28 protein-coding genes are annotated in these 26,403 nt (G+C 68.3%); 17 read left to right on the top strand and 11 right to left on the bottom strand.

What is annotated here, in order from left to right:
- Window positions 1-42: 42 nt before the first annotated feature.
- The 3 genes from NWFMUON74_RS22945 to NWFMUON74_RS22935 form a co-directional block, all read right to left on the bottom strand.
- The gene (locus tag NWFMUON74_RS22945) at window positions 43-1,356 is read right to left on the bottom strand and encodes a hypothetical protein (protein WP_187683880.1); all 1,314 of its coding nucleotides are present in this window, start codon (window positions 1,354-1,356) and stop codon (window positions 43-45) included.
- On the bottom strand, window positions 1,356-1,577 hold the full coding sequence (locus NWFMUON74_RS22940) for a hypothetical protein (RefSeq protein ID WP_187683879.1): 222 nt from the start codon (window positions 1,575-1,577) through the stop codon (window positions 1,356-1,358). The genes NWFMUON74_RS22945 and NWFMUON74_RS22940 overlap by 1 nt, the downstream gene beginning before the upstream one ends.
- 160 nt (window positions 1,578-1,737) lie before the next feature.
- Complete coding sequence (locus tag NWFMUON74_RS22935) at window positions 1,738-2,082, bottom strand: DUF1844 domain-containing protein (protein ID WP_187683878.1); 345 nt, start codon at window positions 2,080-2,082, stop codon at window positions 1,738-1,740.
- A gap of 338 nt (window positions 2,083-2,420) precedes the next feature.
- Between NWFMUON74_RS22935 and infC the strand changes: the two genes are divergently transcribed.
- From infC to NWFMUON74_RS22915, 4 genes are all read left to right on the top strand, one after another.
- Window positions 2,421-3,119, top strand: a complete 699-nt coding sequence (gene infC, locus NWFMUON74_RS22930; protein ID WP_232111201.1) for a translation initiation factor IF-3 — start codon at window positions 2,421-2,423, stop codon at window positions 3,117-3,119.
- Window positions 3,120-3,186: 67 nt separating this feature from the next.
- A complete protein-coding gene (gene rpmI / locus NWFMUON74_RS22925) occupies window positions 3,187-3,381 on the top strand; it encodes a 50S ribosomal protein L35 (RefSeq protein ID WP_187683877.1) in 195 nt (64 codons plus the stop codon).
- A 66-nt stretch (window positions 3,382-3,447) separates the two neighbouring features.
- Window positions 3,448-3,828 carry a 50S ribosomal protein L20 gene (gene rplT, locus NWFMUON74_RS22920; protein WP_187683876.1) on the top strand — a complete coding sequence of 127 codons (381 nt, stop codon included), beginning with the start codon at window positions 3,448-3,450 and terminating at the stop codon, window positions 3,826-3,828.
- A gap of 7 nt (window positions 3,829-3,835) precedes the next feature.
- Window positions 3,836-4,750 carry a TrmH family RNA methyltransferase gene (locus NWFMUON74_RS22915; RefSeq protein ID WP_187683875.1) on the top strand — a complete coding sequence of 305 codons (915 nt, stop codon included), beginning with the start codon at window positions 3,836-3,838 and terminating at the stop codon, window positions 4,748-4,750.
- Window positions 4,751-4,917: 167 nt separating this feature from the next.
- Here NWFMUON74_RS22915 and NWFMUON74_RS22910 read toward each other — a convergent pair whose 3' ends face one another.
- Both NWFMUON74_RS22910 and NWFMUON74_RS22905 read right to left on the bottom strand, forming a co-directional pair.
- Window positions 4,918-5,817: an aminoglycoside phosphotransferase family protein gene (locus NWFMUON74_RS22910; RefSeq protein ID WP_187683874.1), complete on the bottom strand. Its 900-nt coding sequence runs from the start codon at window positions 5,815-5,817 to the stop codon at window positions 4,918-4,920.
- The gene (locus NWFMUON74_RS22905; RefSeq protein ID WP_232110526.1) at window positions 5,814-7,199 is read right to left on the bottom strand and encodes a helix-turn-helix domain-containing protein; all 1,386 of its coding nucleotides are present in this window, start codon (window positions 7,197-7,199) and stop codon (window positions 5,814-5,816) included. The genes NWFMUON74_RS22910 and NWFMUON74_RS22905 overlap by 4 nt, the downstream gene beginning before the upstream one ends.
- Window positions 7,200-7,607: 408 nt before the next feature.
- On the opposite strand from NWFMUON74_RS22905, the gene NWFMUON74_RS22900 reads away from it, so the two are divergent.
- From NWFMUON74_RS22900 to NWFMUON74_RS22890, 3 genes are read left to right on the top strand one after another with little or no spacing between them, the layout of a single operon-like run.
- Window positions 7,608-7,823, top strand: a complete 216-nt coding sequence (locus NWFMUON74_RS22900) for a hypothetical protein (protein ID WP_187683873.1) — start codon at window positions 7,608-7,610, stop codon at window positions 7,821-7,823.
- Window positions 7,820-8,302 carry a hypothetical protein gene (locus tag NWFMUON74_RS22895; RefSeq protein WP_187683872.1) on the top strand — a complete coding sequence of 161 codons (483 nt, stop codon included), beginning with the start codon at window positions 7,820-7,822 and terminating at the stop codon, window positions 8,300-8,302. The genes NWFMUON74_RS22900 and NWFMUON74_RS22895 overlap by 4 nt, the downstream gene beginning before the upstream one ends.
- Before the next feature lie 36 nt (window positions 8,303-8,338).
- Window positions 8,339-8,512 carry a hypothetical protein gene (locus NWFMUON74_RS22890; RefSeq protein WP_232110525.1) on the top strand — a complete coding sequence of 58 codons (174 nt, stop codon included), beginning with the start codon at window positions 8,339-8,341 and terminating at the stop codon, window positions 8,510-8,512.
- A 572-nt stretch (window positions 8,513-9,084) separates the two neighbouring features.
- Here NWFMUON74_RS22890 and NWFMUON74_RS22885 read toward each other — a convergent pair.
- The 3 genes from NWFMUON74_RS22885 to NWFMUON74_RS22875 all read right to left on the bottom strand — a co-directional run bounded on the left by NWFMUON74_RS22885 (window position 9,085) and on the right by NWFMUON74_RS22875 (window position 13,095).
- The gene (locus tag NWFMUON74_RS22885; protein ID WP_187683871.1) at window positions 9,085-9,693 is read right to left on the bottom strand and encodes a hypothetical protein; all 609 of its coding nucleotides are present in this window, start codon (window positions 9,691-9,693) and stop codon (window positions 9,085-9,087) included.
- A gap of 257 nt (window positions 9,694-9,950) precedes the next feature.
- On the bottom strand, window positions 9,951-12,344 hold the full coding sequence (locus NWFMUON74_RS22880; RefSeq protein WP_197986898.1) for an MFS transporter: 2,394 nt from the start codon (window positions 12,342-12,344) through the stop codon (window positions 9,951-9,953).
- A 181-nt stretch (window positions 12,345-12,525) separates the two neighbouring features.
- On the bottom strand, window positions 12,526-13,095 hold the full coding sequence (locus NWFMUON74_RS22875) for a TetR/AcrR family transcriptional regulator (RefSeq protein WP_232110524.1): 570 nt from the start codon (window positions 13,093-13,095) through the stop codon (window positions 12,526-12,528).
- 131 nt (window positions 13,096-13,226) lie between these two features.
- On the opposite strand from NWFMUON74_RS22875, the gene NWFMUON74_RS22870 reads away from it, so the two are divergent.
- From NWFMUON74_RS22870 to NWFMUON74_RS22835, 8 genes are all read left to right on the top strand, one after another.
- Window positions 13,227-14,648, top strand: coding sequence for an MFS transporter (locus tag NWFMUON74_RS22870; protein WP_187683869.1), 1,422 nt, complete (start codon window positions 13,227-13,229; stop codon window positions 14,646-14,648).
- 36 nt (window positions 14,649-14,684) lie between these two features.
- Window positions 14,685-15,203 carry a DoxX family protein gene (locus NWFMUON74_RS22865; protein ID WP_197986897.1) on the top strand — a complete coding sequence of 173 codons (519 nt, stop codon included), beginning with the start codon at window positions 14,685-14,687 and terminating at the stop codon, window positions 15,201-15,203.
- 265 nt (window positions 15,204-15,468) lie between these two features.
- Complete coding sequence (gene pheS / locus NWFMUON74_RS22860; protein ID WP_187683868.1) at window positions 15,469-16,530, top strand: phenylalanine--tRNA ligase subunit alpha; 1,062 nt, start codon at window positions 15,469-15,471, stop codon at window positions 16,528-16,530.
- Window positions 16,531-16,600: 70 nt separating this feature from the next.
- Complete coding sequence (gene pheT / locus NWFMUON74_RS22855) at window positions 16,601-19,102, top strand: phenylalanine--tRNA ligase subunit beta (RefSeq protein WP_187683867.1); 2,502 nt, start codon at window positions 16,601-16,603, stop codon at window positions 19,100-19,102.
- A 143-nt stretch (window positions 19,103-19,245) separates the two neighbouring features.
- A complete protein-coding gene (locus tag NWFMUON74_RS22850) occupies window positions 19,246-20,571 on the top strand; it encodes an ABC transporter substrate-binding protein (RefSeq protein ID WP_187683866.1) in 1,326 nt (441 codons plus the stop codon).
- The gene (locus NWFMUON74_RS22845; RefSeq protein ID WP_232110523.1) at window positions 20,568-21,488 is read left to right on the top strand and encodes a carbohydrate ABC transporter permease; all 921 of its coding nucleotides are present in this window, start codon (window positions 20,568-20,570) and stop codon (window positions 21,486-21,488) included. Before NWFMUON74_RS22850 ends, NWFMUON74_RS22845 begins: the two co-directional genes overlap by 4 nt.
- Window positions 21,488-22,342, top strand: a complete 855-nt coding sequence (locus NWFMUON74_RS22840) for a carbohydrate ABC transporter permease (protein ID WP_187683865.1) — start codon at window positions 21,488-21,490, stop codon at window positions 22,340-22,342. Before NWFMUON74_RS22845 ends, NWFMUON74_RS22840 begins: the two co-directional genes overlap by 1 nt.
- A 15-nt stretch (window positions 22,343-22,357) precedes the next feature.
- Entirely contained in the window at window positions 22,358-23,140 is a 783-nt protein-coding gene (locus tag NWFMUON74_RS22835; protein ID WP_187683864.1) for an alpha/beta hydrolase, read from the top strand.
- Here NWFMUON74_RS22835 and NWFMUON74_RS22830 read toward each other — a convergent pair.
- The 3 genes from NWFMUON74_RS22830 to NWFMUON74_RS22820 form a co-directional block, all read right to left on the bottom strand.
- The gene (locus tag NWFMUON74_RS22830; RefSeq protein ID WP_187683863.1) at window positions 23,121-23,642 is read right to left on the bottom strand and encodes a GNAT family N-acetyltransferase; all 522 of its coding nucleotides are present in this window, start codon (window positions 23,640-23,642) and stop codon (window positions 23,121-23,123) included. The genes NWFMUON74_RS22835 and NWFMUON74_RS22830 overlap by 20 nt on opposite strands.
- A 201-nt stretch (window positions 23,643-23,843) precedes the next feature.
- On the bottom strand, window positions 23,844-24,023 hold the full coding sequence (locus NWFMUON74_RS22825) for a hypothetical protein (RefSeq protein WP_187683862.1): 180 nt from the start codon (window positions 24,021-24,023) through the stop codon (window positions 23,844-23,846).
- A gap of 43 nt (window positions 24,024-24,066) precedes the next feature.
- Window positions 24,067-24,447 carry a hypothetical protein gene (locus tag NWFMUON74_RS22820; protein ID WP_232110522.1) on the bottom strand — a complete coding sequence of 127 codons (381 nt, stop codon included), beginning with the start codon at window positions 24,445-24,447 and terminating at the stop codon, window positions 24,067-24,069.
- A 14-nt stretch (window positions 24,448-24,461) separates the two neighbouring features.
- Here NWFMUON74_RS22820 and NWFMUON74_RS22815 point away from each other — a divergent pair, with 14 nt between their 5' ends.
- Both NWFMUON74_RS22815 and NWFMUON74_RS22810 read left to right on the top strand, forming a co-directional pair.
- Window positions 24,462-24,944: a hypothetical protein gene (locus NWFMUON74_RS22815; protein ID WP_187683861.1), complete on the top strand. Its 483-nt coding sequence runs from the start codon at window positions 24,462-24,464 to the stop codon at window positions 24,942-24,944.
- A gap of 35 nt (window positions 24,945-24,979) precedes the next feature.
- Window positions 24,980-25,999 (top strand): hypothetical protein, encoded by a 1,020-nt coding sequence (locus NWFMUON74_RS22810; protein ID WP_187683860.1) that lies wholly within the window; start codon window positions 24,980-24,982, stop codon window positions 25,997-25,999.
- The last annotated feature ends 404 nt before the right edge of the window (window positions 26,000-26,403 follow it).

Here is a 26,403-nt window from a genome sequence, read left to right as displayed (position 1 = left end):
GTGTGGGGCGTGTCGGGTTTGACCCGTTGTGTACTGACTGGGTCAGCCGCCGAAACCTCCTGCGGCGGCGCCGAATTCGGGGCCGCCGGAGCCGTGGCGGCGGAGTTGGCGGCGGCGGAAGAACACTTCCTCCACCGAGACCGCGGGCATGGCGGCGCGGAGCACGGCCAGGCGCGGGTCGGCGGTGCGTTCGTCCAGGTGGCGCTGCAGGCCCACACGGCGTTCGTCGGGCAGGGCGGCCCACACCCCGCCGATGTGGGCTCGGACGTCGGAGTCGGAATCGGCGACCATATCGAGCAGCGCCGTCCACACCCCCGCCTCGGTGGCCCGCGAAGGCAGCTGCGCCACCATGGCCGCGGACACCTCGGCCAGCAGCCGGGCGACATCGCGCCGCAGGTCGACATCGCCGTGCGCGGTCAACTCGAACAGTCCCCGCCAGCTGCGCGGCCCGACCGGCCCCTCCAGCGCGGCGACCAGACCCGACAGCGTTTCCCGTTCGGCCAGAACGGGATTGGCCGCCAGCCGGTCCAGCGCCACCGAACTCAGCGAGGCGGTGAGGGCCAGGAACTCGACCGTGACCCCCGTGCGCTGAGCGTTGGTGACGAGCGTGCCGATCGACTCCGGTGACCCGATGCTGAACAAGATGTCGCCGACCGCGGCGATCACCTCGGGCTCACACCGCGCGAACACCGACAGCGCCGCCGACTGCAGATCCGGCGACCCGGCCAGCACGGTATGCACCATGCGCGGAATACGTTGCGCCGGACCGTTCAGCAGCTGTCGCACGACGGCGCTGACGCTCGCCGAGGAGTAGGCGAACGCCGCGGAGAAGATCAGCCCCTCGTCGTCGGGCACACCCTGCTCGACCGCCTCGATCAACGACGGCGTGGCATAACCCAGGAACGGCCCGGCGGTGACGTAATCGCGGCGGCGCAGGATTTCGTTGACGACCGCGACGACCGGTTCGGGTGGCGCGTCGGAGGCGAGCAGGCCCACGGTCGCGGGATCCAGATACGGCGTGCAGTCGGTCGCGTAGTCGGTACTCAGCAGCGACATCGTCTCCACGGCCTTCTTCGGATGGTCGATCCCGACCGCCCCGGCCGCGCGCCCCGTCATCATCGGCGGCACGATCCGCTGCACCAGCGGCATGGAGATCGTCAGCGGGATGAACGGCACCAATTTGCTGATGCGCCGGAAGGTTTCGGCATGCTCGTCGAAGATGATCGCCGCCATCCGCTGCTGGAGTTCGTGCAGATGTTCGGCGCCCAGCCGCTCGAGATGCGCCAGCCGATGCGGCGACACGTGCAGGGTGCGCGCCAGCAGGATGATCTGGGCGCGGGTGACCAGTTCACTCATCAGTCGACGGCGTCTCCGAACATGATCCGCTTCGTCACCCCGCGCAGTGGCTTCGGCAGCGCGCCGACCATGCCGTCGATGGATTCGGCGAGCGCGGTGCGTTCCTGCTGCCGGGCGGAGCGGAACAGCGTGAGCAGGTCGGCGATCTCCCCGTCGGACAGGAGGTCCAGCGCCGCTGTCGGGCCGCGCAATTCCTGTTCGAGGTCGTTTCTGGCGGTCATGCTGCTCCTGTTTTTCCCGTTGCGGCAGCTGTGGGTACCCGCGAAGACATCCGTCGAATCATATGGGCGGTCCCCGGCCGTGTGTGTGAAACGGGAGATTTTGTATTGACTTGGAGCAGTGGATCGTTCGCGCAATCCGGTGACGGGCGAGGGTACCCGCTCAGTACACGGGGCCGGTGTACTTCTCACCCGGGCCCTTGCCCGGCTCGTCGGGGTGCGCAGACGCCTCGCGGAAGGCGCGCTGCAGCGACTGCAGGCCGTCGCGGATCGGCCCGGCGTGCGGGCCCAGGTACTCCACCGACGCGGTGACCAGACCGGCGAGGGCGGTGATGACGCGGCGGGCCTCGTCCAGGTCGAGGCGCGCGCTGGTGTCGGGATCGTCGTCGGCGAGGCCGAGCTTCTCGGCGGCCGAACTCATCAGCATCACGGCCGCGCGACTGATCACCTCGACCGCGGGGATGTCCGCCAGCTCCCGCACGGACTCGTTCGACGACGCCTCACTCATGCCCGGTAGCATCGCATCCGAGACCGACGTGCCTGGTCGCGGGGGCGGCCGATTGGGAGTTGCGGTACCCCGGATGTTAAGCTGGCAGCCGACGACCGCCCCGGTCCGGTTACTGCAACAGGTTCGGGGCCATAAGTGGAGCCCGACTCCCACCGCCGGCCGGCGACACGCCAGGCCCGACGGTCCGGTCGCCCATCGTTGCCGATGGGTTTCTCGCGCGGGGTTTTCCCAGCGTGGGGTCGATGCGAGAGGTCTCGCGCCGACGACCGGTCGACATCGGGCCCCGTGGCGGTGAAATACCGCACCGGGGCTTTCGTGTTGGATATGGGGTTGCAGTTATAGCGCGCGGTCGTTGGACGACACCGCTTGACCTAGGAGGCCCCATCAGCACTGAGACCCGCATCAACGATCGCATCCGCGTGCCCGAAGTTCGGCTCATCGGACCCGGTGGCGAGCAGGTTGGGATCGTGCGTGTTGAAGATGCACTACGCGTCGCGCAGGAGGCAGATCTCGATCTGGTCGAGGTCGCGCCGGACGCGCGACCGCCGGTCTGCAAGATCATGGACTACGGCAAGTTCAAGTACGAGACGGCGCAGAAGGCGCGCGAGTCCCGGAAGAACCAGCAGCAGACCGTGATCAAGGAGCAGAAGCTCCGTCCGAAGATCGATGACCATGACTACGCAACCAAGCGGGGCCACGTGATGCGGTTCCTCGAGGCCGGGTCGAAGGTCAAGGTGACGATCATGTTCCGCGGCCGCGAGCAGTCGCGGCCGGAGCTGGGCTTCCGGCTGCTGCAGCGGCTCGCCTCCGACGTGGCCGACCTCGGCTTCGTGGAGACCTCCGCCAAGCAGGACGGCCGGAACATGACGATGGTCCTCGCGCCGCACAAGGGTGCGAAGACGCGGGTGAAGGCGCAGCAGACGGCATCGCAGTCGCAGCAGGGCACCGCGGCCGGCGGCGGTTCCGCCGGTGCGCCGTCGCGGCCCACCCCGGGGCCGGCGCCCGCGCCGGAGGCCGAAGCGGCCGCCCCGCAGTAGAACCGATACAGCACCGGTGGTAGTGCGGCTCCGCGCTGCCACCGGCACGAGACAGATTGAGGATTCCATGCCGAAGATGAAGAGCCACAGCGGCGCGTCGAAGCGCTTCAAGGTGTCGGGGAAGGGCAAGCTGCTCCGGCAGCAGGCCAACCGCCGCCACCTGTTCGAGTACAAGTCCAGCCGCCGGACTCGTCGTCTGGAAGGCACCGTCTCTGTCGCCAAGGCCGACGTCGCGCGCGTCAAGAAGCTGCTCGGTATCTGAGTAAGCCCCGCCAACCCCGACCACCCGGGCGCCGCGAGCGCCCCTCGATCGAACAAGGACTGACCAGTGGCACGCGTCAAAAGGGCCGTCAACGCTCAGAAGAAGCGCCGTTCCATCCTCGAGGCCTCCAAGGGCTACCGGGGCCAGCGCTCTCGCCTGTACCGCAAGGCGAAGGAACAGCAGCTGCACTCGCTCACCTACGCCTACCGGGACCGCCGGGCGCGCAAGGGTGACTTCCGCAAGCTCTGGATCGCCCGCATCAACGCGGCGGCCCGCGCCAACGACATCACCTACAACCGCTTCATCCAGGGCCTGAAGGCCGCCGGTGTCGAGGTGGACCGCAAGATCCTCGCCGAGCTGGCAGTCTCGGACGCCGAGGCGTTCGCCGGCCTGGTCGCGGTGGCGAAGGCGGCCCTCCCCGCCGACGTCAACGCCCCCGCCGCCTGACCTCGGCTTGACACCCGACTTTCCGAAACGACCCGCGGACGCGCCCCTCTCGGAGCGCAACCCGCGGGTCGTTTCGGCTGTCAAGCTGCATCGGGGCGCGCAACGGCGCAAAACCGGCCTGTTTCTCGCCGAGGGCGCCAATTCCGTTGCGGCGGCATTGGATACGGGGCGAGTGGAGGAGCTGTTCTTCTCCGGCCGCGCTGCCGAGCGAGAACACGAACTGGTGGCTTCCGCGGCGGCGCTGGGGGTGCGGACGACGCTCGTAAGCGACCGCGCCGCTGAGCAATTGGGGGAGACGGTGACCCCGCCGGGGTTGGTCGCGGTGTGCCGTCAGGTGGATGTGCCACTGGCACAAGTGCTTTCGGGTACCGGTGCGGACGTGACGTTCGAATTGGCGGACACTGCGCCCGAACATGGACCTGCCGCAGGTGAGTCAGCGCGCACACCACCAACCGGTCCGCGATTACTGGCAGTCCCGGTGGAAATCTCCGACCCCGGCAACGCAGGCACCCTCATCCGCGTCGCCGACGCGGTAGGCGCGGACGGCGTCGTCCTCTCCGGCGATTCGGTCGACCCCCACAACGGTAAATGCGTACGAGCCTGCGCCGGAAGCCTTTTCCACGTCCCCATCGCCCGCGAACGTGACACCGACACGGTGCTGAACAGTCTCCACACCGCCGGAATCACCATCCTCGCGACCACAGCCCGCGGCGAAGTAGACCTCGACGAAGCCGACGACATCCTCCACCACCCGGTAGCCTGGCTCTTCGGCAACGAGGCCCACGGCCTCCCCTCCTCCGTCGCCACCCAGGCCGACCACCGCATCCGAATCCCCATCCACGGCCGAGCCGAAAGCCTAAACCTCGCCGCCGCAGCCGCCATCTGCCTGTATGCGAGCGCTCGGGTGCAGCACCAGAACTGACCCTCGACGCCATCCAATTGAAAGACACATGTCTGCCCACCACAGGGCGGACATAGCGAAAACCGACTCGAACCGGACCTACAGCGGGGTGAACAGGGAATTGCCCCAACCGACTGTGCGTCAACAGGTAATCTGGTCTTCCTCATCTTTAGCGCCTCATCCAATGATTAGCCGAGCGCCTCCCAGCTAGGCCATGGCCTCGAACCACGCTGTCCTCGAATGCATGCGAGCCTGGATAGAGCTTGTTCGTACGCGATTGGGTTTGTGGTTGATGCGCTCTGCACGGCCATCGTGGTCATCCGGAATTCCCGGATGTCTCGCAGTAGCTCGAAACCTGCCCACGCTGTGACGTCATACCCATAGACATTGCAGAATTCGCCGTACTGTTTCGCGCTGATCCAGCCGAACGACGTCCGCTTGATCGCTGTATGCGCCAAGTCCCACTCAGGTGGTCCTACCGATGTTCGTTCCAGATCGAGCAGGATGACCCGGCCGTCGTCGGTGGCCACGACGTTGCCCACCCAGGCATCCCCGTGGACGACGCACCACGGCATGCCTGTCGGCAGCTTCTCCCACCGTTGACGCAGCTCCGCCAAGTGCTCGCGCATCCAAAGTCGGTCATTGTCCGACAGAAAGGTCGCGCTATCGATCCGCTCGTCCAGGCGTACGAACGGTGCGAGCTTGCCGAGGTTGAACGCGGTGGGCGGTGCCAAGGCGTGCAGTTGCTTCAGCGCTCCGGCTACCTGCGCGGGTGAGCCACGGTGGTGGGGTGGCAGCTCCTGCCAGAAGGTAACTGCCCTCTCCTCAACTTCCACCGGCTGCTCAATGCCCGGCGCAACCTGGACCGCGTTGACGCCTGCGGCCTCCAGCCACCGGGCAACCGCCACCTCGCGTGCAGCGGCGGTCTGCTGTCCTGGCCGACTGATCCGTACCACGGTGCCACCGGGTAGCCGGTAGATGGCGTTCTCGCTCATCCGCAGGAGTTCGGCGTCGGCCGGATCGACCCCGGCCGCCAGGCATGCCGATCGGAGGATTGTGGACAGCTCGGCGCCGGATGCGTTGCTCATACCCCCGCCACGACGGCATCGATCCGTGCTCGCAGTTCCTGAACTTCCGTGATAGTGCGGCGCTGCTTGGCGAAGCCCGTCAGCTCGCGCAGGTCATCAGCGGCCCGCCGCGAGCGGATATGCCCGGCATCAACCAGAGCGGCCGTACCGAAGGCAGCGGCTTCCTGGGGATCGCCGGTAGCCATCGTGAGTGATGCCAGCTTGATCCCGGAAATAGCGCGGGAGCGCACGTAGGTGTCGGTGTGCCCGTGCACGGCGGTCTGGAGGCGCTGCTTGGCTTCGGTGGCGAACCGACCCTGTACGGCGAGGTCGAACAGCGCGTGGCCGGTGTCGCCGGAATGCTGGGCGGCGTCGTAGTACGACATCCACGGCGGGTCATTCTCCGGCGAGGCTTCGAAAAATGCCTCGTCCGCCTGCCCGACTGCCCACATGGCTTCTTCGACGCGGTGCAGCTTAGCCAGTGCCCGCGCTCTGGCGGACTGCAACATGGCGCGTTCGGTGGCGGTCAGCCGGTCTGAGCGCACCATCGCCAGTTCGATGTAGGTCAAGCCGTCGTCGGGGTTGCCGCACCAGATGGCTTGCCGCGCCATCGAAGACAGCACTTTGCCACGGAGGTGCCAGTCGCCCGCCTCTTCGGCGCAGGTCCATGCCAGCCGGAACATGCTGCGGGCGTCGGCATGGGCGTAGGCGTCGAAGGCCATGAAGCCCGCGGTGTGGCCGAGGAAGCCGACCGCGCTCTGAAGTTCGGTCCGGTGCTTGTCCGAGCAGTGGGCATTGAGCAGGCTGACGGCGTAACGCAGTTGCGCGCCAACGGCTTCGCGCACCAGCCCGCCCCCGTAGGCGTGATCCCATGTGCTGAACTCGTGTGCGGTGCGGCGGATCTGATCGATCTCCGTCGCGCCCACTGTCGAGGGCACGGGCGTGGGCTGGATCGTGTTCAACAGGTCGATCAGGGGCGCGGCGACACCTGTCACCGTGACACCAAGCGCGGCGCGGAGAAAATCTTGGCGCTTCACGTCATCGAGCGTAGCGGCGGACGCGCCGGGCAGCTTGAACCACAACAGATCACCGGGAATGCCGAGCACTTGCGCCCAGCGGATGAGCTTCGACAGGTATTCGGGCGGTGGACCTTTCTCCAGGCGGCTCAGCTGGGCTTGCGTCAGACCAAGCCACCCGGCGACGAGTTCTTGCGGCAACGTCCGGCCGTGATACGGATGCGTCCGATATGCCGCGATCACCCGGCCCATGTGCCACGTCGCGAGCGCATCACGTATCTGATCGGTTTGCCAGAACCCGAACGGCACCTGCGGCGGGTGCGCCATCTCCTCACGAAAAGTCGCTTCGCAGGACCCGCAGTACGGCTGCCCGTTGTAGCTGTTCAACCGGTTACCGCAGCGCGTGCAGTACCGCTGCGGTTTCGGTGCCCGCGCCATCGGTTGCCCCTGGGTGTGATCGGGTTGAACGCCGTTTTCCCTGGTCGAGCGGAGACTACCACCGGACGTCGGTGGTGACTATACGTTCCATGTATATCGCAAAACCGTTGGTCGAATTGGTAATGCGTCCGTACATCGGCCCGGCGAGACATTCGTGCGTATGTCCCGAATGCGTAGTGGTGGAGCGGCATTCGGCATACCGGCGGAATGTCCCGATGGGCGACGGTAGTCCAGGTATCCGGCATCAAGCCGACGCCTACTCTTCCGGGCGCGCCGATCCCAGCGCCGGGACTGGTGGCGAAAGCCTTTGGTGCCGGATACCTCCGTAACTTGGCGCTACCTCAGGGAGGTCCCCGGATGCCGTTCAGCACACTCGCGATACACCAACTCGCCGCCATCACGCAGCAGGAAACCCACCTAACACCTGACGCGCCTTTCACTATCGACCAGGCGCACAGCATCGTGCAGTTCCATATGGACTGCCGGGCGAAATGCTGCCCGCCGAAGGCCGCGACGCTCCACGCTCTGACCGACGGCGGCAAGGTCGTCCCCTCGGCGAGCAAACCCCGATGAGCGTCGCCATGATGAACGAGCAACCATTGTTCCCGAACGCCGAACATCTCCGGCGCGCATTCCGGGGTGACGCGGTGGCCTTGCCGTTGCCCGGTCTGGCCGATGCGGCCTCCGCCATGATCTCGGTGCACCACCAGCGCCGCGAAGCGTTGCAGCAGCTGCATGCGCCAGATGCCCTGTCTGCCAATGCCCTTCGCCAGGCGGTCCGGGAGTTCACGGCCGCCGAAGCGCAGCTGACGACGCTCGCGACTGCGATCGACCAGAGTGTGGTCAGAGTGCTCCGAAGCCGCCCGCACGTCGCCGGTGTCTGGCACACCGAAACGGTTGGGTCGATCGTCTCCCGCCTCGCGGAGCTGTGGCTGAACTACCTCGACAGCCAAACCCACGAAGACGCCTACCGGGTAGCCCGGATCAGCGACGCCTACAACTGCCTGGTTGCCGAGCTGACGACGGGGCGGCGACTGCCGCCGGATATGTGAACGGGTATCGCGATGCCAGAACCCTTGGAACACAAGATGTTTGTACAGGCAGACGGCATGCTGGCGGAGTTCATGTGCCAGGTGCACCTACTGGAGCTGACCCCTGAACGCGCCGAGGAACTGCGGTACATCCATCGATTCCATCACCCGGACGAATGCCTCGTGCACCTGCAAGCGACATACCAACTGCTGATCGAGAATGATTGCTGAGCGATGAGCCAGGGTCCAGCCTTCGAGCGTGTGGTGGCCGGACCGGTATTTCGGGGGAATTGCCCACAAACCACGAAGGTGGCCTCACCTTGCCGCCCCTAAGACCTGGTCCGGACGAGTTTGTAGATGTCAGATGAACCGAACCGGGTACATCGGACGATCTCCTCGAATGCGGTCGTGGGGCTGCCGGCACCAGTCTACTGGTGGAGATGACGCTCAGATTGTGGTGTATTCGTCGCTGGGTTCGTGGTGGATCTGTCGCCGGGCTCGTGGTGGATTCGTCGCCAACTCTGTGGTGGATTCGTCGCAGCGTAGTGCGGCAACATATCAACCTGGGGGTCTTCGTAGTAGAGGTGGGCGTAGCGCGTGGTGTAAATGAGTTGCAGGCCCGCCCATGCCGTGAGGACTCCGCACAGTGATGTCGCGGCCGCGGCGGGGCCTTCTCGCCATCCAGCGGCCACAGGGTCAGGCAATGGCCATCCCGGCGCGAGCGTGGCGGGTCGGCCCGGGCTGGGAAGTGGTGAGGAGATCGCTGAGGCGGGGTGCGGGGACCAGGTTTGCAGTGCCTCAACTCACCGGCGATGTGTGGGGCGGGAGGTGCGCGCGCCGAGTTCTCCTGCGGCCATGATGAAACCGCCGAGGGCGAAGATCGCGAATCCGGCGCCGGGCGTGCTCTGGGACGTGTGCTGGGCGATGCCGATCATCATGATCGCCCATCCGAATGCCGCGATGGCGCCACCGATCCACAGGCATGCCTTCGTCCAGCTCGGCGCACCGGAAAGGTCGTCCGGCTGGGGAGCATAGTGGTCGTAAACCCACAGATCGCCTGCCGCGGTATGGCCGTTGCCCGTTCCCCGCAGCACCGTCCGGCCACCTCGGGCGGTGTGGGTCACCGTGGTGTGCCCTCTTGCTTGATCGAGTCGATCGCGCAGGTCTGCCAGTTCGCGCTCGAACCGCTCATCGGCATCGGCGGCCCGCTCTATCGCGGTCGCGACGCGCTGGCGCGTCCGAATGCTGTCCGGATTCGCGGCGAGATCGTCGACGGGGCCGCGCCCGAGCTTGCGAATCACTGCCTGGGAGAGCGCGGCCAATCCCTGATCCAGTGAGTTGTCCACAAATCTGTCGCCGGCTCCCTCGATTGCCGAGGCCAAGTAGTTGGCGATCATCGTCCCGTCGATCATGCCCATCTCCTCCGTAGCCACCCGGGGCATTGCAATCACCTAATCGTCGTGGCGAGTACCTGTGTTTCACGGGTGTGGTCACGAATTTGTTTGTGAGAGTAGGTAATTGGCGACCACTGGGTCTGCTGTCGAGAAGCCGATGATGTGAATCGCGAAAGACGAGAGCGGGGTAGGGGTGAAGCGAACGAACGTGCCCGGGCGCACGACACCCGGGCACGTTCGCGGCTCGGCCACGGAAGGCTTTGCCGCCGTGGGAGTTACGGCTCCGGGTACCCCAGTTCGATGTCGTGCCCACCCGATTCCCCGGACCGCAGTGCGACGGTCGAGGTCGTCTCCGGGTACCCCGAGGCGATGAGGGTGTAGTCCCCGTTACCCAGGTTGGCGAAGGTGTAGGTGCCGTCCGAAGCCGTTGTGGCCGTGCCGATGACGGCGCCTGCGGTGTCGACCAGGGTGACGCGGGCGTCGGGGAGGGGGCGGTCGGCGGCGTAGACGGTGCCGTGGAGGCGGGCGCCTCGGGAGAGGGTCAGGTCGAGGCGGGTGATGCCTTGGCCGTGCACCTGGGCCGAGACGGCGACGGGCTGGAAGGCGTTGGCGTTCACCGCCACGGTGACCGGGCCGGGGATCAGGTCGGCCAGGTCGTAGCCGCCGTCGGGCCCGGACGAACCGGCGGCCATCACCTCGCCGCGGCTGTCGGTGACGATGACTACCGCGTCGGCGACGGGGGCGCCGTCGTCGGCGGCGCGCAAGGTGCCCGCCAGGCCGCTCATGCCGCTGAGCTGGAAGTCGTAGGCCAGTGGACTGCCGTTGACGGTGATCGGTGCGGCCTGTGGCTGGAAGCCGTCGGCGGAGGCGATGAGCACGTACGCGCCTGGCTCGGGGGCGTCGAGGCCGAAACGGCCGTCGGGGTGCGCGAGCGCGCGGCCGACCTGGCGTCCCGCAGGGGAGATCAGGGTGAGCGCGGCGCCCGGGAGGGGAGCGCCGTCACCGGCGCGCACATGCCCGTACACCGCGGCGTCGCGCACCGATTCGATCGGCATCGTCGCCGCGTCGCCGACCTGGGTCAACTCACTCACGGTGGTCGGGGCGGTGGGCGCGGCGCCGGAGGTGCGCAGCGCGACCTCCTTGATGAACAAGGTCAGCAGGAACGCGATGAACGCGACGGGCGCGGCGTAGAGGAAGACATCCGCGATGCCGTGCCCGTAGGCATCCTCGACGACGGTGCGCACCGGGCCCGGCAACGCGGCCAGATTCGGCAGTTCGTTACCCGAGCCGCCCATCGCACCCGCGGCGGCGGGGCCCAGCTCGGCCAGGCCGTCGGTGATGTGCTCACGCACCTGGTTGGCCATGACCGCGCCGAGCGCCGAGACACCGATCGCGCCGCCGAGCGAGCGGAAGAACGCCACCAGCGAACTCGCGGCGCCCAGATCCTTCGGCGCCACCTGATTCTGCGTGCACAGCACCAGGTTCTGCATCGTCATGCCGATGCCCAGGCCCATCAACGCCATGTACAGCGCGACCAGCCAGTAGTCGGTGTCGTAGCGGATCGTGCCCAGCAACCCCAGACCGGCGGTGACCAGTGCGCCGCCGCACACCAGCCACGCCTTCCAGCGCCCGGTGCGGGTGATGATCTGGCCGGAGACCGTCGAGGCGATGAACAGGCCGCCGATCATCGGAATCGTCATGACGCCGGACATGGTCGGCGATTCGCCGCGCGCCAGCTGGAAGTACTGGCTGAAGAACACGGTGCCCGCGAACATCGCGGTGCCGACCATGAGCGAGGCGGCGGAGGCGAGCGTGATGGTCCGATTGCGGAACAGGCGCATCGGCACGATCGGCTCGGCGGCCCGGAACTCGACGAGCACGAACACCACCGCCAGCACCAGTGATCCGAGCACCATGGCGAGGGTCTGCCAGGACATCCAGTCGTACTTGTCGCCGGCGAAGCTGACCCAGACCAGCAGCAGGCACACCGCCGCGGTCACCAGGAACGCGCCGAGCCAGTCGACCTTCACCTCGCGCCGGGTGAGCGGCAGGTGCAGCGTCTTCTGCAACACCACCAGCGCGACCACCGCGAACGGCACGCCGACGTAGAAGCACCAGCGCCAGCCCAGCCAGCTGGTGTCGGTGATGACGCCGCCCAGCAGCGGCCCGCCGACGGTCGCGACGGCGAAGGTCGCGCCCAGGTATCCGCTGTAGCGTCCGCGTTCGCGCGGCGCGATCATCGCGGCCATCACGATCTGCGCGAGCGCCGACAGTCCGCCCGCGCCGATGCCCTGCACCGCGCGGCAGGCGATGAGCATCCCGGCGTTCACCGACAGCCCGGCGACCACCGACCCCGCGATGTAGATCAGCAGCGCGATCTGGACCAGCGCCTTCTTACTGTAGAGGTCGGCCAGCTTGCCCCACAGCGGGGTGGTGGCGGTCATCGCGAGCAGCGCGGCGGTGACGACCCACGTGTAGGCGGTCTGCCCGCCGCCGAGGGTGCCGATGATCTTCGGCAGCGCGTTGGAGACGATCGTCGAGGAGACGATGGCGGCGAACATGCCCAGCAGCAGCCCCGACAGGGCCTCCATGATCTGCCGGTGCGTCATCGCGGCCTCGTCCGGTGCGGCGACGCCGGGGGCGGCGTCGTGCGCGGTGGTTGTCGCCATCGATTCTCTTTCCGGACACGGGCATACGACGGCCGGGCGAGTAATCGCGGGGCCCACCGTGACCGCGTCGAAGCTGTGTGGTGGATCAGTAGTCAAGAGCAACAAGTTGCTTGCTGCATCTAACTATAAACGGAGAGCGCCTCCGTTGTCACGGTGGGGTGGTGTGGCGTACGACGCGCGGTCAGTCGTCGCCGAAGGAGTTCAGTAGTTCCTCGGCCCACGCGGCCGGAACCGCGTCGGGTCCCACCACCTGCATGGCGGTCATGACGGTGAGCAACATGCCGTTGGCGATGAATTGGCGAGCCTGGACGGGCGGTGCGCCGGTCAGGTCGCGGATCAGGCGGTAGATGCGCCCGAAACGGTCGCGCACCTCGTTGCCGATGGCCGGATCGGAGCTGGCGGCGAAACCGTGCAGCAACACCAGCAACAAGGACCGGTCGGCCAGGAATGCCTCGTACCCATTGGCGAGCGCTGCCATCGCCTGCTCCGGTCCGGCTCCGGGCTCGACGCCTTCGTGCGCCGTCCGGAAGACCTCCTCGATGCGGTCGCAGACCAGATGCGAGGTGGCGACGAACAGCTGCTGCTTGCTGCCGAACAGGCGGATGACGTAGGGCTGCGAGACCCCGGCCAGCCGGGCGATCTCATCGGTTTTCGTTGCGGCGTAACCGGATTCGGCGAATGCGGTGACGGCCGCGTCCAGGACCTGCGCGCTGCGTTCGCTCGCGGTCAGTCGGGTTCGGCTCGGGGGCACCGTCGTTCCTCCTCTGGCTGGGATTGCCGCGCTTCGATGTGAGGGAAGGGTAGCTGTTGACATGTTATCAGCCGATGCATACTCTTCACTCATAAGGTTATCAGTGGATAACAACAAGGAGTGGACGCATCATGACCAGCACCTTCGAGACGACCGAGGTGGCGACTGCCGCGCCGCCGCGCCGCACGCCGCCGTTGGCAGCGGTGCTCGCCGCGGTCGGCATCCCCACGTTCATGGTCACGCTGGACAACCTCGTCGTGACCAACGCGCTGCCGGTGATCCGCACCGAGATGGGCGCCTCGCTCGGCGATCTGCAGTGGTTCGTCAACGCCTACACGCTGGCGTTCGCGTCGCTGCTGCTCACCGCCTCCGCGCTGGGCGACCGGCTGGGCCGGCGGCGGGTGTTCCTGGCCGGGATCGCGGTGTTCACCCTCGCCTCCGCCGCGTGCGCGCTGGCGACCGAGCCGTGGATGCTGATCACCGCCCGTGCCGTGCAGGGCCTCGGTGCGGCGGGCGTCATGCCGCTGTCGCTCACGTTGCTGTCGGTGGCGGTGCCGGAGCGGATGCGCAGCGCGGCCATCGGCATCTGGGGTGGCATCACCGGACTCGGGGTGGCGGTCGGCCCGGTGGTCGGCGGCGCGGTGGTCGACGGCCTGAGCTGGCAGTGGATCTTCTGGCTCAACGTGCCCATCGGCCTGGCCGTGCTGCCGTTCGTGGCGCGGGTGCTCGGCGAATCCTTCGGCGGCAGTAGGCGTTTCGATCCGCTGGGCCTGGTGCTGGCGGCCGGGGGCGTGCTGGCCGTGGTGTGGGGCGTGATCCACGGCGCCGACGACGGCTGGACCTCGGGTCCCGTGCTGACCGCGCTGATCGGCGGCGGTGTCCTGCTGGCCGCGTTGATCGGCTGGGAGCTGCGCACACCCGACCCGATGCTGCCGCTGCGACTGTTCCGGTCGCGGGCGTTCCGGGTCAGCAACACGACCACCTTCACCTTCTCGGTCGGGGTCTTCGGCTCGATCTTCCTGCTCGCGCAGTTCTTCCAAGTGGTGCAGGGCTATTCGCCGCTGGAGGCCGGTGTGCGGACGCTGCCGTGGACGCTGGCGCCCATGGTGGTCGCGCCCATCGCCGGGCTGATCGTCGACCGGGTCGGTGCGCGCACCCTGCTCACCACCGGCCAGGTGCTGCTGGCGGCGGCGCTGGCGTGGATGGCGGCGGTCACGACCGTCGAGGTCGGTTACGGCTCCTATGTCGGGCCGTTCGTGCTGGCCGGTATCGGCATGGGTCTGACCTTCGCGCCGAGCGCCACGGTGGTGATGGCCAGCGCGGCCCCGCAGGACCAGGCGATGGCATCGGGCACCAACAACACCCTGCGCGAGGTCGGCGTGGCGATGGGCGTGGCGGTGCTGGCCTCGGTGTTCGCCTCGCGCGGGTCGTACCTGAGCCCGCAGAGCTACGTCGACGGCCTGGTGCCCGCAGTGTGGGTGGGCGCGGCGATCGTGGCCTTCGGTGCGCTGGTCTCGGCCCTGCTGCCGCGCCGGATCGAGCCCGTGCGATAGCCGCCCGCTGTCGCCGCGAGAGATAAAGGAAAGACCGTGTTCCAGACACTGCTGATGATGGCCGTCCCTACTCTGCTGTTCCGTCTGCTGGGCGCGTTCGGCGTTCGTCGCTTCGCCACGTGGCGGGTGGCCCTCGCCCACGGGCTCGCCGTGCTGCTGCTGTGCACGGGGGCCGCCCACTTCGTTCCCGACAGCATCGACGTCATGCCCAGTCACGACGACCTGTCAGCCATGGTCCCGCCGGCCCTGCCCTTCCCGGGCGCGCTGGTCTACCTCACCGGCGTACTCGAGCTCCTGGGCGCGGCGGGCTTGGTCAGCGCCCGGACTCGGCGGTTCGCGGGCCTGGCCCTGGCGGTCCTGTTCGTGGTGATGCTCCCGGCCAACATCTACGCGGCGGTCGAGGACATCCCGCTCAACGGCGAATCCGCCACACCCCTGTGGTTCCGCGTTCCCGAGCAGGTCGTCTACATCGCGATCGCCTTGTGGTCCACCAACGCCCTCGCGCCGTTTCGGCAGGCTGCCCGAGCCCGCTCGCGAACCCCGGCGTCCGCCTGACGCCGCGACCGAGACGCCGACGATCCCGGCGCTCGCCGTCCGGCTGGACGCGCGCGCCCGACGACGTTTCGACCCACGACACCTGTGCGCCGCCACAGGTGTCGTGGTGTGTCACAACCGTTGTGCGCAGTGGTGTCCGGGCTGGTAGGTACGGACGGAAATGCCCGTGAGGCGGGCTGGGTGCAGTGCGTACGATTCGACCAGCGACAATGTGGGGTAGGTAAACCTCCGACACCCGTACCAGCCAGGGGAGAGACGAAGCATCGTGGCCGACGAGAACGCACGAGCCGAGCAGACCGCGGCACTGAGCGAGGAATCGCTGTCCGCCGCCGCAGCAGCAGCGGAGAAGGCGTTTGCCGCGGCGGCCGACCTGGATGCGCTCGCGGCCGCCAAGACCGAGCATATGAGCGGCAAATCGCCGATCGCGCTGGCGCAGCGGGCCGTCGGCGGCTTGCCCAAGGAGGAGAAGGCCGATGCCGGTAAGCGGGTCAACGTGGCCCGCTCGCGGGTGTCGGAGGCGTTCGAGTCCCGGCGGGCCGCACTGCTCGCCGAGCGCGACGCCGCGGTGCTGGTGGCCGAGGCCATCGACGTGACGCTGCCCGCCGCGCGCGGGCCGGTCGGCGCGCGGCACCCGATCACCATCCTGTCCGAGCGGATCGCCGACGTGTTCGTCGGCATGGGCTGGGAGGTCGCCGAGGGCCCGGAGGTGGAGACCGACCACTTCAACTTCGACGCGCTGAACTTCCTGCCCGACCACCCCGCGCGCACCATGCAGGACACCTTCTACGTCGCGCCCGAGGGTTCGCGGCAGGTGCTGCGGACGCACACCTCGCCGGTTCAGGTCCGGTCCATGCTGGAGCGGGAGCTGCCGATCTACATCGTGTGCCCGGGCCGCACCTTCCGCACCGACGAACTCGACGCCACCCACACCCCGATCTTCTCCCAGGTCGAGGGCCTGGCCGTGGACAAGGGGCTGACGATGGCCCACCTGCGCGGCACCCTGGACGCCTTCGCGCGGGCGCTGTTCGGGCCCGACACCCGAACTCGCATGCGCCCCAGCTACTTTCCCTTCACCGAGCCCTCCGCCGAGGTCGACGTGTGGTTCCCGGACAAGAAGGGCGGGGCCGGCTGGGTCGAGTGGGGCGGCTGCGGCATGGTGAACCCGAAGGTGCTCATCGCCAGCGGCATCGACCCCGAGGAGTACAGCGGGTTCGCGTTCGGCATGGGCATGGAGCGGACCCTGCAGTTCCGCAACGGCATCCCCGACATGCGCGACATGGTCGAAGGCGACGTGCGATTCACGCTGCCCTTCGGCATCCAGTCCTGACCGTCCCGATTCGAGCGACGCCGCCCCCGCGCGCGGCGGGAGTCTCACCAACGAGGAAGCGAAACGTCACGTGCGAGTAGCGCAGTCCTGGCTGACCGAAGTCTTGCAGCGCACCACCCCGGAGTGGTCGGTGACCCCGGAGGAACTCGACGCCGGATTCGTCCGCGTCGGCCTCGAGGTCGAGGAGATCGACACCCTGGAGCGCATCACCGGTGGCCCCGACCATCCCCTGGTGGTGGGCCGGGTCGCCGAGATCACCGAGTTGACCGAGTTCAAGAAGCCGATCCGGTTCTGCAAGGTCGACGTCGGCCGCCCGGAACTGCAGGAGATCGTCTGCGGCGCAACCAACTTCGCGGTCGGCGACCTGGTGGTGGTGGTGCTGCCGGGCGGCGTTCTGCCCGGCGGTTTCGAGATCAGCTCGCGCAAGACCTACGGGCACGTGTCCAACGGCATGATCTGCTCGGTCGCCGAACTCGGCATCGGCAAGGATCATTCGGGCATCCTGGTGCTCGAGCCCGGCACCGCCGAGCCCGGCGCCGACGCCAATGACGTGCTGGGACTGGACGATACGGTGGTCGAGCTGGCCATCACGCCCGATCGCGGCTACGCCTTCTCGGTACGCGGACTGGCCCGCGAGCTGGCTTGCGGCTTCGACCTGGAATACGCCGACCCGGCCGTGCGCACGCTGCCCGACGACGAGGCGGACGCCTGGCCGGTCCGGCTCGAACCCGAGTCGCTGTGCACCCGTTTCGCCGCGCGCCGGGTGACCGGTATCGATCCGGCGGCGGTCAGCCCGTGGTGGTTGCAGCGGCGGCTGCTGCTGTCGGGCGTGCGGCCGATCTCCCCGGCCGTCGACGTGACCAATTACGTGATGCTGGAGCTGGGCCAGCCGCTGCACGCGTTCGACGCGGCAAAGCTCAACGGCGGCTTGGTGGTTCGCCGTGCTCACCGCGGCGAGACGCTGCGCACGCTGGACGAGTCCGAGCGCGTCCTCGACGCCGAGGACGTGGTGATCGCCGACGATTCCGGTGTGATTTCACTGGCCGGGATCATGGGCGGCGCGACCACCGAGGTCGGCGCCGAGTCCACCGAGATCCTGCTGGAGGCGGCGACCTGGAACCCGGTGGCGATCGCCCGGACCGCGCGCCGGCACAAGCTGTCCTCGGAGGCGTCACGGCGGTTCGAGCGCGTCGTCGACCCCGAACTGAACGTCGCCGCTCTGGACCGCGCCGCCACGCTGCTCGCCGAGATCGCCGGTGGCACAGTGCAATCCGAACTCACCGACGTGCGGGTCGCGACACCGGCGCCGGAACCGATCCGGATGGACCTGGATCTGGCCGACCGCACCGCGGGCGTGGTCTACCCCACCGGGACCTCGGCCCGACGGCTGGCGCAGGTCGGCTGTGCGGTGGAGATCGACGTCAGCGCGTCCGGGCACGGACAGCTCGTGGTCACCCCGCCGAGCTGGCGGCCCGACCTGAACCAGCCCGCCGACCTGGTGGAGGAGGTGCTGCGTTTGGAGGGTCTGGAACAGATCCCCTCGGTGCTGCCGACCGCGCCCGCCGGTCGTGGTTTCACCCCCACCCAGCGCCGCCGCCGGGCGGTGAGCCGGGCGCTGGCCTTCGCGGGTGCGGTCGAGGTGCCCGCCCCGGTCTTCCTGCAGGAGAACGTCTTCGACGAGTGGGGACTGGACGCCGACGATCCGCGCCGCCGGACCCTGCGGGTACTCAACCCGCTCGACGTGGAGCGCGCCGAGTTGGTGACCACGCTGCTGCCGGGTCTGCTGGAAGTGGCCGCCCGCAACATCTCCCGCGGCGAGCGCGACCTCGCGATCTACAGCATCGCGCAGGTGGTGCTGCCGTCCGGCGAGACCCGTGCCGTGGACCCGCTGCCGGTGGACCGGCGGCCCACCGACGAGCAGATCGCGACCCTGGAGCAGTCGCTGCCGGACCAGCCGGTGCACGTGGCGGCGGTGCTGACCGGCCGCCGCGAGCCCCGTGGCCCGTGGGGTCCCGGCCGCGCCGCCGAGGCCGCCGACGCCTTCGCGCTCGCCGACGCCGTCGCCGCCGCGGCGGGGGTGACGCTGGAGCGCCGGGCCGCGGCCTACCTGCCGTTCCATCCGGGCCGCTGCGCCGAACTGGTGGTGGACGGCGCGGTCGTCGGCCACGCGGGCGAGCTGCATCCCGCGGCGCTGGAGCGGTCGGGCCTGCCGCCGCGCACCTGTGCCCTGGAACTGGACCTCGACGCGCTGCCGCTGCGCGAAACCCGGCTCGCGCCAGTGGTTTCCGCGTTCCCGGCCGTGTTGCAGGACGTGTCGGTGTCGGTGGAGAAGACGACCCCGGCGGCCGCGGTCGAGTCGGCGCTGCGCACCGGCGCGGGCGAGCTGCTCGAGGACATCGCGCTGTTCGACGTGTACGAGGGCGCCCAGGCGGGCGAGGGCCGCAAGTCCCTCACCTACGCCCTGCGTTTCCGTGCCGTCGACCGCACCCTCACCGAGGACGAGGCCAGCGCCGCCCGCGACGCCGCGGTGGCCGCCGCCTCCGACGCGGTGGGTGCCGTCCTCCGCGCATAGGTCCTCGGCCGCGCGGGATCCGCCGATGCGGGTCGGCGCGGAGTCGCTTCGGCGTTTCCCGGTGTCATCGCGTGCGCGGTCGGCTACCGTGATCGGCGTTTCGTCTCAACGGGTTTCGAAGGGCGACTGTTCGGAGGGCGACGATGCTGAGCCGGCGCGCACTGCTGCGGGGTGCGGCGGTGGCCGGTGCGTCGGCGGCGGTCCCCGTGCTGGGCGGTTGCTCCGACAATCCGGACGCGCTGACCTTCTTCTTCCAGGCCGCGCCCGCCGAGGCGAAGGTACGGATGCGGATCATCGAGGCGTTCGCGCGGGTCCGGCCCGATATCGACATCCGGGTGCAGATGTCGGGCATCGACCCGCAGCAGCAGATCCTCACCTACTGCGCCGGCGGCAAGTGCCCGGACGTGTTGATGCAGTGGGAATCGTATTCGCGGTTCGCCGAACTCGGTGTGCTGCAGGACCTCACCGTCATGCTCGACGATGACCCCGAGTACGCGGCGAGACTGCGCGCCGACAGCATTCCCCAGCTGTACGAGACGTTCGGATTCGAAGGCGGTCAGTACGCGCTGCCGGAACAGTGGGCCGGAATCTTCGTGTACTACAACCGGAAACTGTTCGAGCAGGCCGGGATCGCGCCACCTCCGGCGCGGTGGGAAGACCCCTGGACCTTCGCCGAATTCCTCGACGCCGCAACCGCGTTGACCGAACGCGACGCCTCCGGACACACCAGGCAGTGGGGTTTCGTGGATGCCTGGCCGGTGCCGCGCTGGTCGGGGGCGATCTTCGGCATGAACAACGGCGCCGAATGGTTCACCCCGCCGATCGACCCCACCCGCGCGCACATCGACGACGACCGGTTCATCGAGGGATTCCAGTTCTACGCGGATCTGTCCGTGCGGCACCGGGTCGCGCCGCTGGCCGCGGACATGCTGTCGGTGTCCGCATCGATGTCGGCGCTGGACCTGTTCACCCAGGGCAAGGCGGCCATGGTGCTGACGGGGCACTGGCAGTACAGCGGTTTCGCCGCCGCGCCCGATCTGGATTTCGACGTCACGGTGCTGCCGGTCGGACCGCACGGCCGGGCCGCGAAATCCGATATCGGCACCACCGGCCTCGGCATCGCCGCGTCCAGCACGAAGAAGGAACTGGCCTGGGAGTTCGTCAAGTTCGCCACCGGGCCGGAAGGGCAGCGGGCCGTCGCGGCGTCGGGGCTGTTCGTGCCGGCGCTGCGGTCGGCGCTGGAGTCGCCGGAGTTCGCCGCGGCGCACACCTCGATCCGCAATCTCGAGGTGCTCACCGGTGGCCCCGCGCACTCGCACCACCTGCCGGTGAGCCCGCGCTGGCCGCAGGTCGACGCGGCCTGGCAGCGGGCCACCGACCGGGTGCTGCGCGGCGGGGCCCCGGCGGCGTGGTTCAAGGAGGGGCTGGCCGGGGAACTCGACCGGCTGCTCGCGGGAGCGGTGTCGTGAGCGCGGAACTGGACGCGGGCCGTACCCGCCGCGGCTCCGCGCTCACGCGCCGCAAGGCCGCGGCCGGACGGGCCTTCATCGCGCCGAATCTGCTCGCGGTACTGGTGTTTCTGCTGTTTCCGCTGGCCTTCTCGCTGTATCTCAGCTTCCACCACTGGAATATGTTCGATCCGCCGGAGTACATCGGGGCACGGAATTATCGGCGGCTGTTCAGCGACGGGCTGTTCTATCGGGCGCTGGCGAACACCGTGATCTTCACCGCCGCGACGCTGGTGCCGACGATCGTCGTCAGCCTCGCCGTCGCGGCAGCGTTGAACGCGAAGGTCAAGGGGATCGGATTGTTCCGCAGCGTGCTGTTCCTGCCGCTGGTGGCCTCGACGGCGGCCATGACCATCGTGTGGGGCTTCATGTTCAACACCGACGGCGGCCTGTTCAACACGGTGCTGGGCTGGTTCGGTCTCGGACCGGTGCGCTGGCTGATCGATCCCGGCTGGGCGCTGGTGTCGCTGTGCCTGGTGAGTATCTGGAAGAGTGTGCCGTTCGCGGCGGCGGTGCTGCTCGCGGCGATGCAGGGCGTGCCGGAGGACCTGTACGAGGCGGCGCGCATCGACGGGGCGGGCGGGCCGCGGCGGTTCTGGTCGGTGACGCTGCCGCTGATCCGTCCGGCGCTCGGGTTCGTCTTCGTCATCTCGATCATCAATTCGTTTCAGGCATTCGATCAGGCCTATGTGCTCACGGGCGGCAACGGCGGGCCCGAGACGGGCACCTATCTGTTCGGAATCATGTTGTTCCAGAACGCTTTCGCGTTCAACGACCTCGGCTACGCGTGCGCGCTGGCGTGGGTGGTGTTCCTGCTCCTGCTGGCGCTCACCTACCTGCAGCTGCGGCTCGGGCGCAACGACACGGAGGCGGACTGATGGGCACGGCGGCCCGGTCGCGCCGGGTGATCGTCCGCCGCACGGCGCGCGGACTGCTGATCTATCTCGTCCTGACGGTGATGGCCTGGTGCGCGCTGGTTCCGGTGCTGTGGGCGCTGTCGGGGTCGTTGAAGAAGCAGGGCGAGGTGTCGGGGTCGGCGCTGGTGCCCGCCGATCCGCAGTGGTCGAACTACCGCTCGGTCTTCGAATTCGTGCCGTTCGGGCGGATGTTCCTCAATACCGTGCTCTACGCCGGCTGTGTCACCGCCGGGCAGGTCCTGTTCTGCTCGCTGGCCGGTTACGCGTTCGCGCGCCTGCCGTTCCGGGGCCGGGACGTGGTGTTCCTGGCCTACCTGGGCACCCTCATGGTGCCGTTGACCGTCACCGTGATCCCGCAGTTCATCCTGATGCGCACCTTCGGCTGGGTGGACAGCCCGCTGTCGATGATCGTGCCCGGACTGTTCGGCAGTGCCTTCGGCACCTACCTGATGCGGCAGTTCTTCAGCACGCTCCCAGCCGAATTGGAGGAGGCGGCGATCCTGGACGGCTGCTCCGTCTGGCAGACCTTCTGGCGAGTGCTGCTGCCGCACACCAAACCCGCGGTCCTGGTGCTGGCGGTGCTCACCTGGGTCACGGTGTGGAACGACTTCCTGTGGCCGCTGATCATGTTGCAGCGCACCAGTATCGCCACGCTCAATCTCGGTCTGGTGTGGATGCAGGGCCAGTACACCGCGCACTGGCCGGTGTTCATGGCGGCCTCGCTGCTGATGCTCGCGCCGATGCTGATCGTCTACGTCTTCGCCGACAAGGCTTTCGTGCGGGGAATCGCCACCGCCGGTCTGGCGGGACGATGAGGTAAGAAGGGAACTATGCGACACCCGGCCACCGCCCTGCTGAACGCGCTGACGTTCCTGCCCGAACGGCAGGTCACGGTGACACCGCGGCGGCTGGGGCTCGAGTACGACGATCTGTACTTCACCGCCGCCGACGGCGTGCGGGTGAACGGGTGGTTCGTGCGGGCGAAGCAATCCGTGGGGCACATCCTGTTCGCGCACGGCAACGCGGGCAATATCGGCGACCGGTCGCCGGTGCTGGCGCTGCTCGCGGCGGCCGGGTTCGACGTCCTGGTATTCGACTACCGCGGTTACGGCCGCAGCGCCGGACGGCCCAGCGAGCACGGCGTCTACCTGGACGCGCGGGCGGCCCGGACGGCCCTGCTGGACCGTCCGGGCGTGGACCCGAACAAGGTGTTCTACCTCGGCAAGTCGCTCGGCGGCGCGGTGATGATCGAGCTCGCGACCGAGTTCCCGCCCGCGGGCCTGATCCTGATGTCGACCTTCACCGGCCTGCGCGACGCGGCCACGGCGGTGTACCCGTTCCTGGCGAAGCCGTTCGTGCCGAACGCTTTTCCGAGCCTGCGCCGGATCCGCTCGCTGCGCACCCCCACGTTGATCATGCACGGCGACAACGACGAACTGCTGCCGGTGCAGATGGGGCGGGCGCTCTACGCGGCTGCCGCCGAACCCAAGTCGCTGAAGATCTATCCGGGCGCCGGTCACAACGATCTGATCATGATCCCCGGCTGGAGCGCCGACATCGCGACCTGGGCCCGCGGCGTGCTGACGGAGAACCCTACTGCAGCAAGGGATTAGCCGGGTCCCGGCGGCAAACCCACCGCTCGGTGCCGTCCGCTGCCGCCGAACTCCGCTCGAACCCGGCCTTCTCCAATACCCGGATCGAGGCGGGGTTGGTCGTCTCGACGGTGGCGAACACCGTGAGGACCCGTGGTTCGGTGAACGCGAGCCCGGTGAGCAGACGGGTGGCCTCCGCCGCCAACCCGCGCCCGCGCCGCGAAGGCACTGTGCCGTAACCGATTTCGACCGCCCCATGCCGCGGCGGCCAGAACGGCCCGATCGACCCGACCACCAGCCCGCTGTCGCGCTCCAGAATCAGCCGATGCCCGAATTCTCCCCTCCACTCCGGATTCTCGGCGATGAGCCCGGCGATCACGCGATCACCGTCAGCGGGAAAGTCGGCAGCCCAGTGCGCACATCGGGCCTTGTCGCGAACGGCGGCGAGATCGGCCTCGCTCCAGGGCCGCAGCAGGACGTGTTCGCCGATGAGGTCGGCGGCGAAGGAAGTATTGCCGGACATTTGTCTCTCCAGATCGTGGGTAACGATCCGGCCCGCGAGCGTCAGTGACGGGCAGGCCGGACCAGGGTACGCGAAATGCAGCCGCTGACGGCCATATTCATCGACCTCCCTCGATCCGTGCGCGCGGACACACCGCACCACCTGTAGCAGCGTAGCCCGGACTCGTATCGGCTGTCACCACGATGTGCCCCGGTTCTGGGCTCAATAGGTACGGGAGCTGTCGGGCTTGATCTTCTGCGCCTCGATCAGCGTGGCCCAGGCGAAGCGCTTGCGCGGGCAGTCGTCCACCGAGCAGGCGCGATGCATCTGCATGATCGTGTGGGCGTGCTGGTCTGTGATCGGCGCCGCGGGAGCGTCATGAGTCCAGTCGAATCTACTCATGCTTGCCTCATCTCAAAGGTGGAGTGTGACCAGCGTGCGAAACTTATTCGGGGCAAGCCGTTTCGACATCGGTGATGCACATGAGCGCGTGCAGTTGGACGACGTCGAGGTGGGTTGGCGACGGCACGATGACGGCGTCGACGTCGGCGTAGCGCACCTGGTCGACAAGCGGTAAGGCGGAGGGGGCGGGCCAGTACAGTCGGAAACCGAGTTGCCTTGCGAGCCTGCGAACTCGGACGATCTCCAGATCGGACCAATCGCCGATCACCGGGTCTATCCACGCGAATGCCGTCGGGTATGCCCTCATGTCCCGCGCTACCTCCAGTTCGTCGTTTCGGAAGGCACTGCCGCCGAGGGAAGCGGAGTCCATCGAGACGTTCGACCGGCCCGCCGCAAACTCCTGAGTCGGCGAACGTCGGCGCACGTACCCTTGGATTCATGTCGGAGACCAGCGAGATGGCGGCGCTGTTGGCGGCCTTGCCGGATGCGGAACTGCTTGCGGTGGTGCTGGCGGCGAGCGCCGGGCGGCCCGGGCTCGAGCCGCTGCGCCTGATGGCCGCGGAATTGGTTGCGCGCGGTGGTCATGTGGACGCGGAGTTCGATGTGACGTCCGACACCACGTTGCCGGACGTGCCTTCGGTGTCTGAGACGTCCGGGCAGGTTATGCCGAGTGCGGAGGTACCCCTACCGCCCACGGGTAGTTCCGAGGTCGGTGGTTACTCCGGATCCGGCGTCCCTACTTTCGAGTCAGTTCGGGATAAGGTCGAGCAGCGCTTCGGCACCGCGCAGGGGATGAGCGACCTCACGTCGCAGACGCCGGCGGGCCGCAGCGTCGAAGAACAATGGGAGGCGCGGGACAAGGCCGCGCGGGAACGCCTGGACCGGATCCGGAAGTCGGTGCGCCGCAACGATTCCGGATGATCGGGCGAACCGGGAACGGATAGAGGGTGGATGCGATGACCGAACCGCGGGAGATCGCCGAACGGCTGCTCGACGCACAGGTGGAGTACCTGATCGGGGAGGTGTCGGGCGAGCGATTCGCCGAGGTCGTCGCCCGTGACGTGACGGCGGTGATCGATGTCGCCGACACCATCGTCTTCCGCGACGTGGTGACCGTCGACCAGGCCAAGCGCACCGTGCGCAAGGTGGTCGACCGCAGCGACAGCCCGCTGGTGCGAGATCTGGTCGGCGTGCTGTCGGACGCCCTCTACGAGCACATCGCCGCCAATCACGACTACACGCTGGGCGATGTGGTCGAGCGCGAGCCGGTGGAGGCGCTGGTGGCGAAGATCCTCGGCATGCACGGCGCCCAGGAGCGGCTGCTCGACCGGCTCAGCGAGGCGCCGACGGCGGGCCCGGTGGCCGCGAAATTCACCGACATGCTCATCGACGACATTCTCGAGGCGAACAAGAAGATCGTCGGCAAGGTGCCCGGCGTGAACTCGCTGATGTCGATCGGGCAGTCGGCGGTGAAGTCGGCGCGCAAGGCCGCCGAGGGCAGCCGGGTCGGCGCCCTGGCCGAGAAGGGCACGCTCTACGCGCTGAAGCGGGTGACCAACGCGGTCCGCGAGACCCTCCGCGACGCGCCGGTGCACGGCGCCGCCATGGAGTTCTGGGACGTGCACGCCGGTGAGCCGGTCAGCGGCCTGCGCGACTACCTGAGCAAGGGCGACCTGCGGCAGCTCGTGCTGATGGTGCACCGGATCGTGGTCACCACCCGCAACAAGGAGTACGTCGGGCTGCTGCTGGACGAGTCGGTCGAGGTGTTCTTCGCCAAGTACGGCGACCACACCCTGGCGGGCCTGCTCCCGGAGCTGGGCGTGACGCCGGACGACATCGCCGAGGAGATCCTCGCCTACGGCCCCGCGGTGATCGAGGCGGCCAAGCGAAACGGCGTGCTGGCCAAGCTGATTCGCGAGCGGCTGGAGCCGTTCTACACCTCGGACCAGGTACTGGGCATCCTCGCCGACCGCTGACCCTCGCCCCGGTCCACGCGCATAGCAGAATGTGCACCGCATCGGGTGCACGATTCCCCCCGCGAGAGGAGCGTTGTGGTCATCGGCAACAGCGGAAGCGCCGACGGCGGCGCGGGAGATCGGAGCACGAGAGGTCCGGCCGGTCGTTCTGCGGACGGTGCCGACGCCAATGGCCCCGAGAACATGGTGGGTCGGACGCGGGGAACCGTCGGGAAGGCGGCCGCGAAAGCAGCTGCCCGGACGGCGGCCGGGACGGCGTCTGCCGGGGAGGTGGTGGCCGGGTCGGGGTCTGGCGGGGAGGTAGTGCCCGGGTCGGCGTCTGGCGGGAAGGTGGTGCCCGGGTCGGCGTCTGGCGGGAAGGTGGTGCCCGGGTCGGCGTCTGGCGTGGTGGCCGGGTCGGCGTC

The sequence above is a fragment of the Nocardia wallacei genome, from assembly GCF_014466955.1.
Classification (GTDB): Bacteria; Actinomycetota; Actinomycetes; order Mycobacteriales; family Mycobacteriaceae; genus Nocardia; species Nocardia wallacei.
Note: the sequence above shows the minus strand (reverse complement) of the source record. Positions and strands in the feature narration are given on the sequence as shown.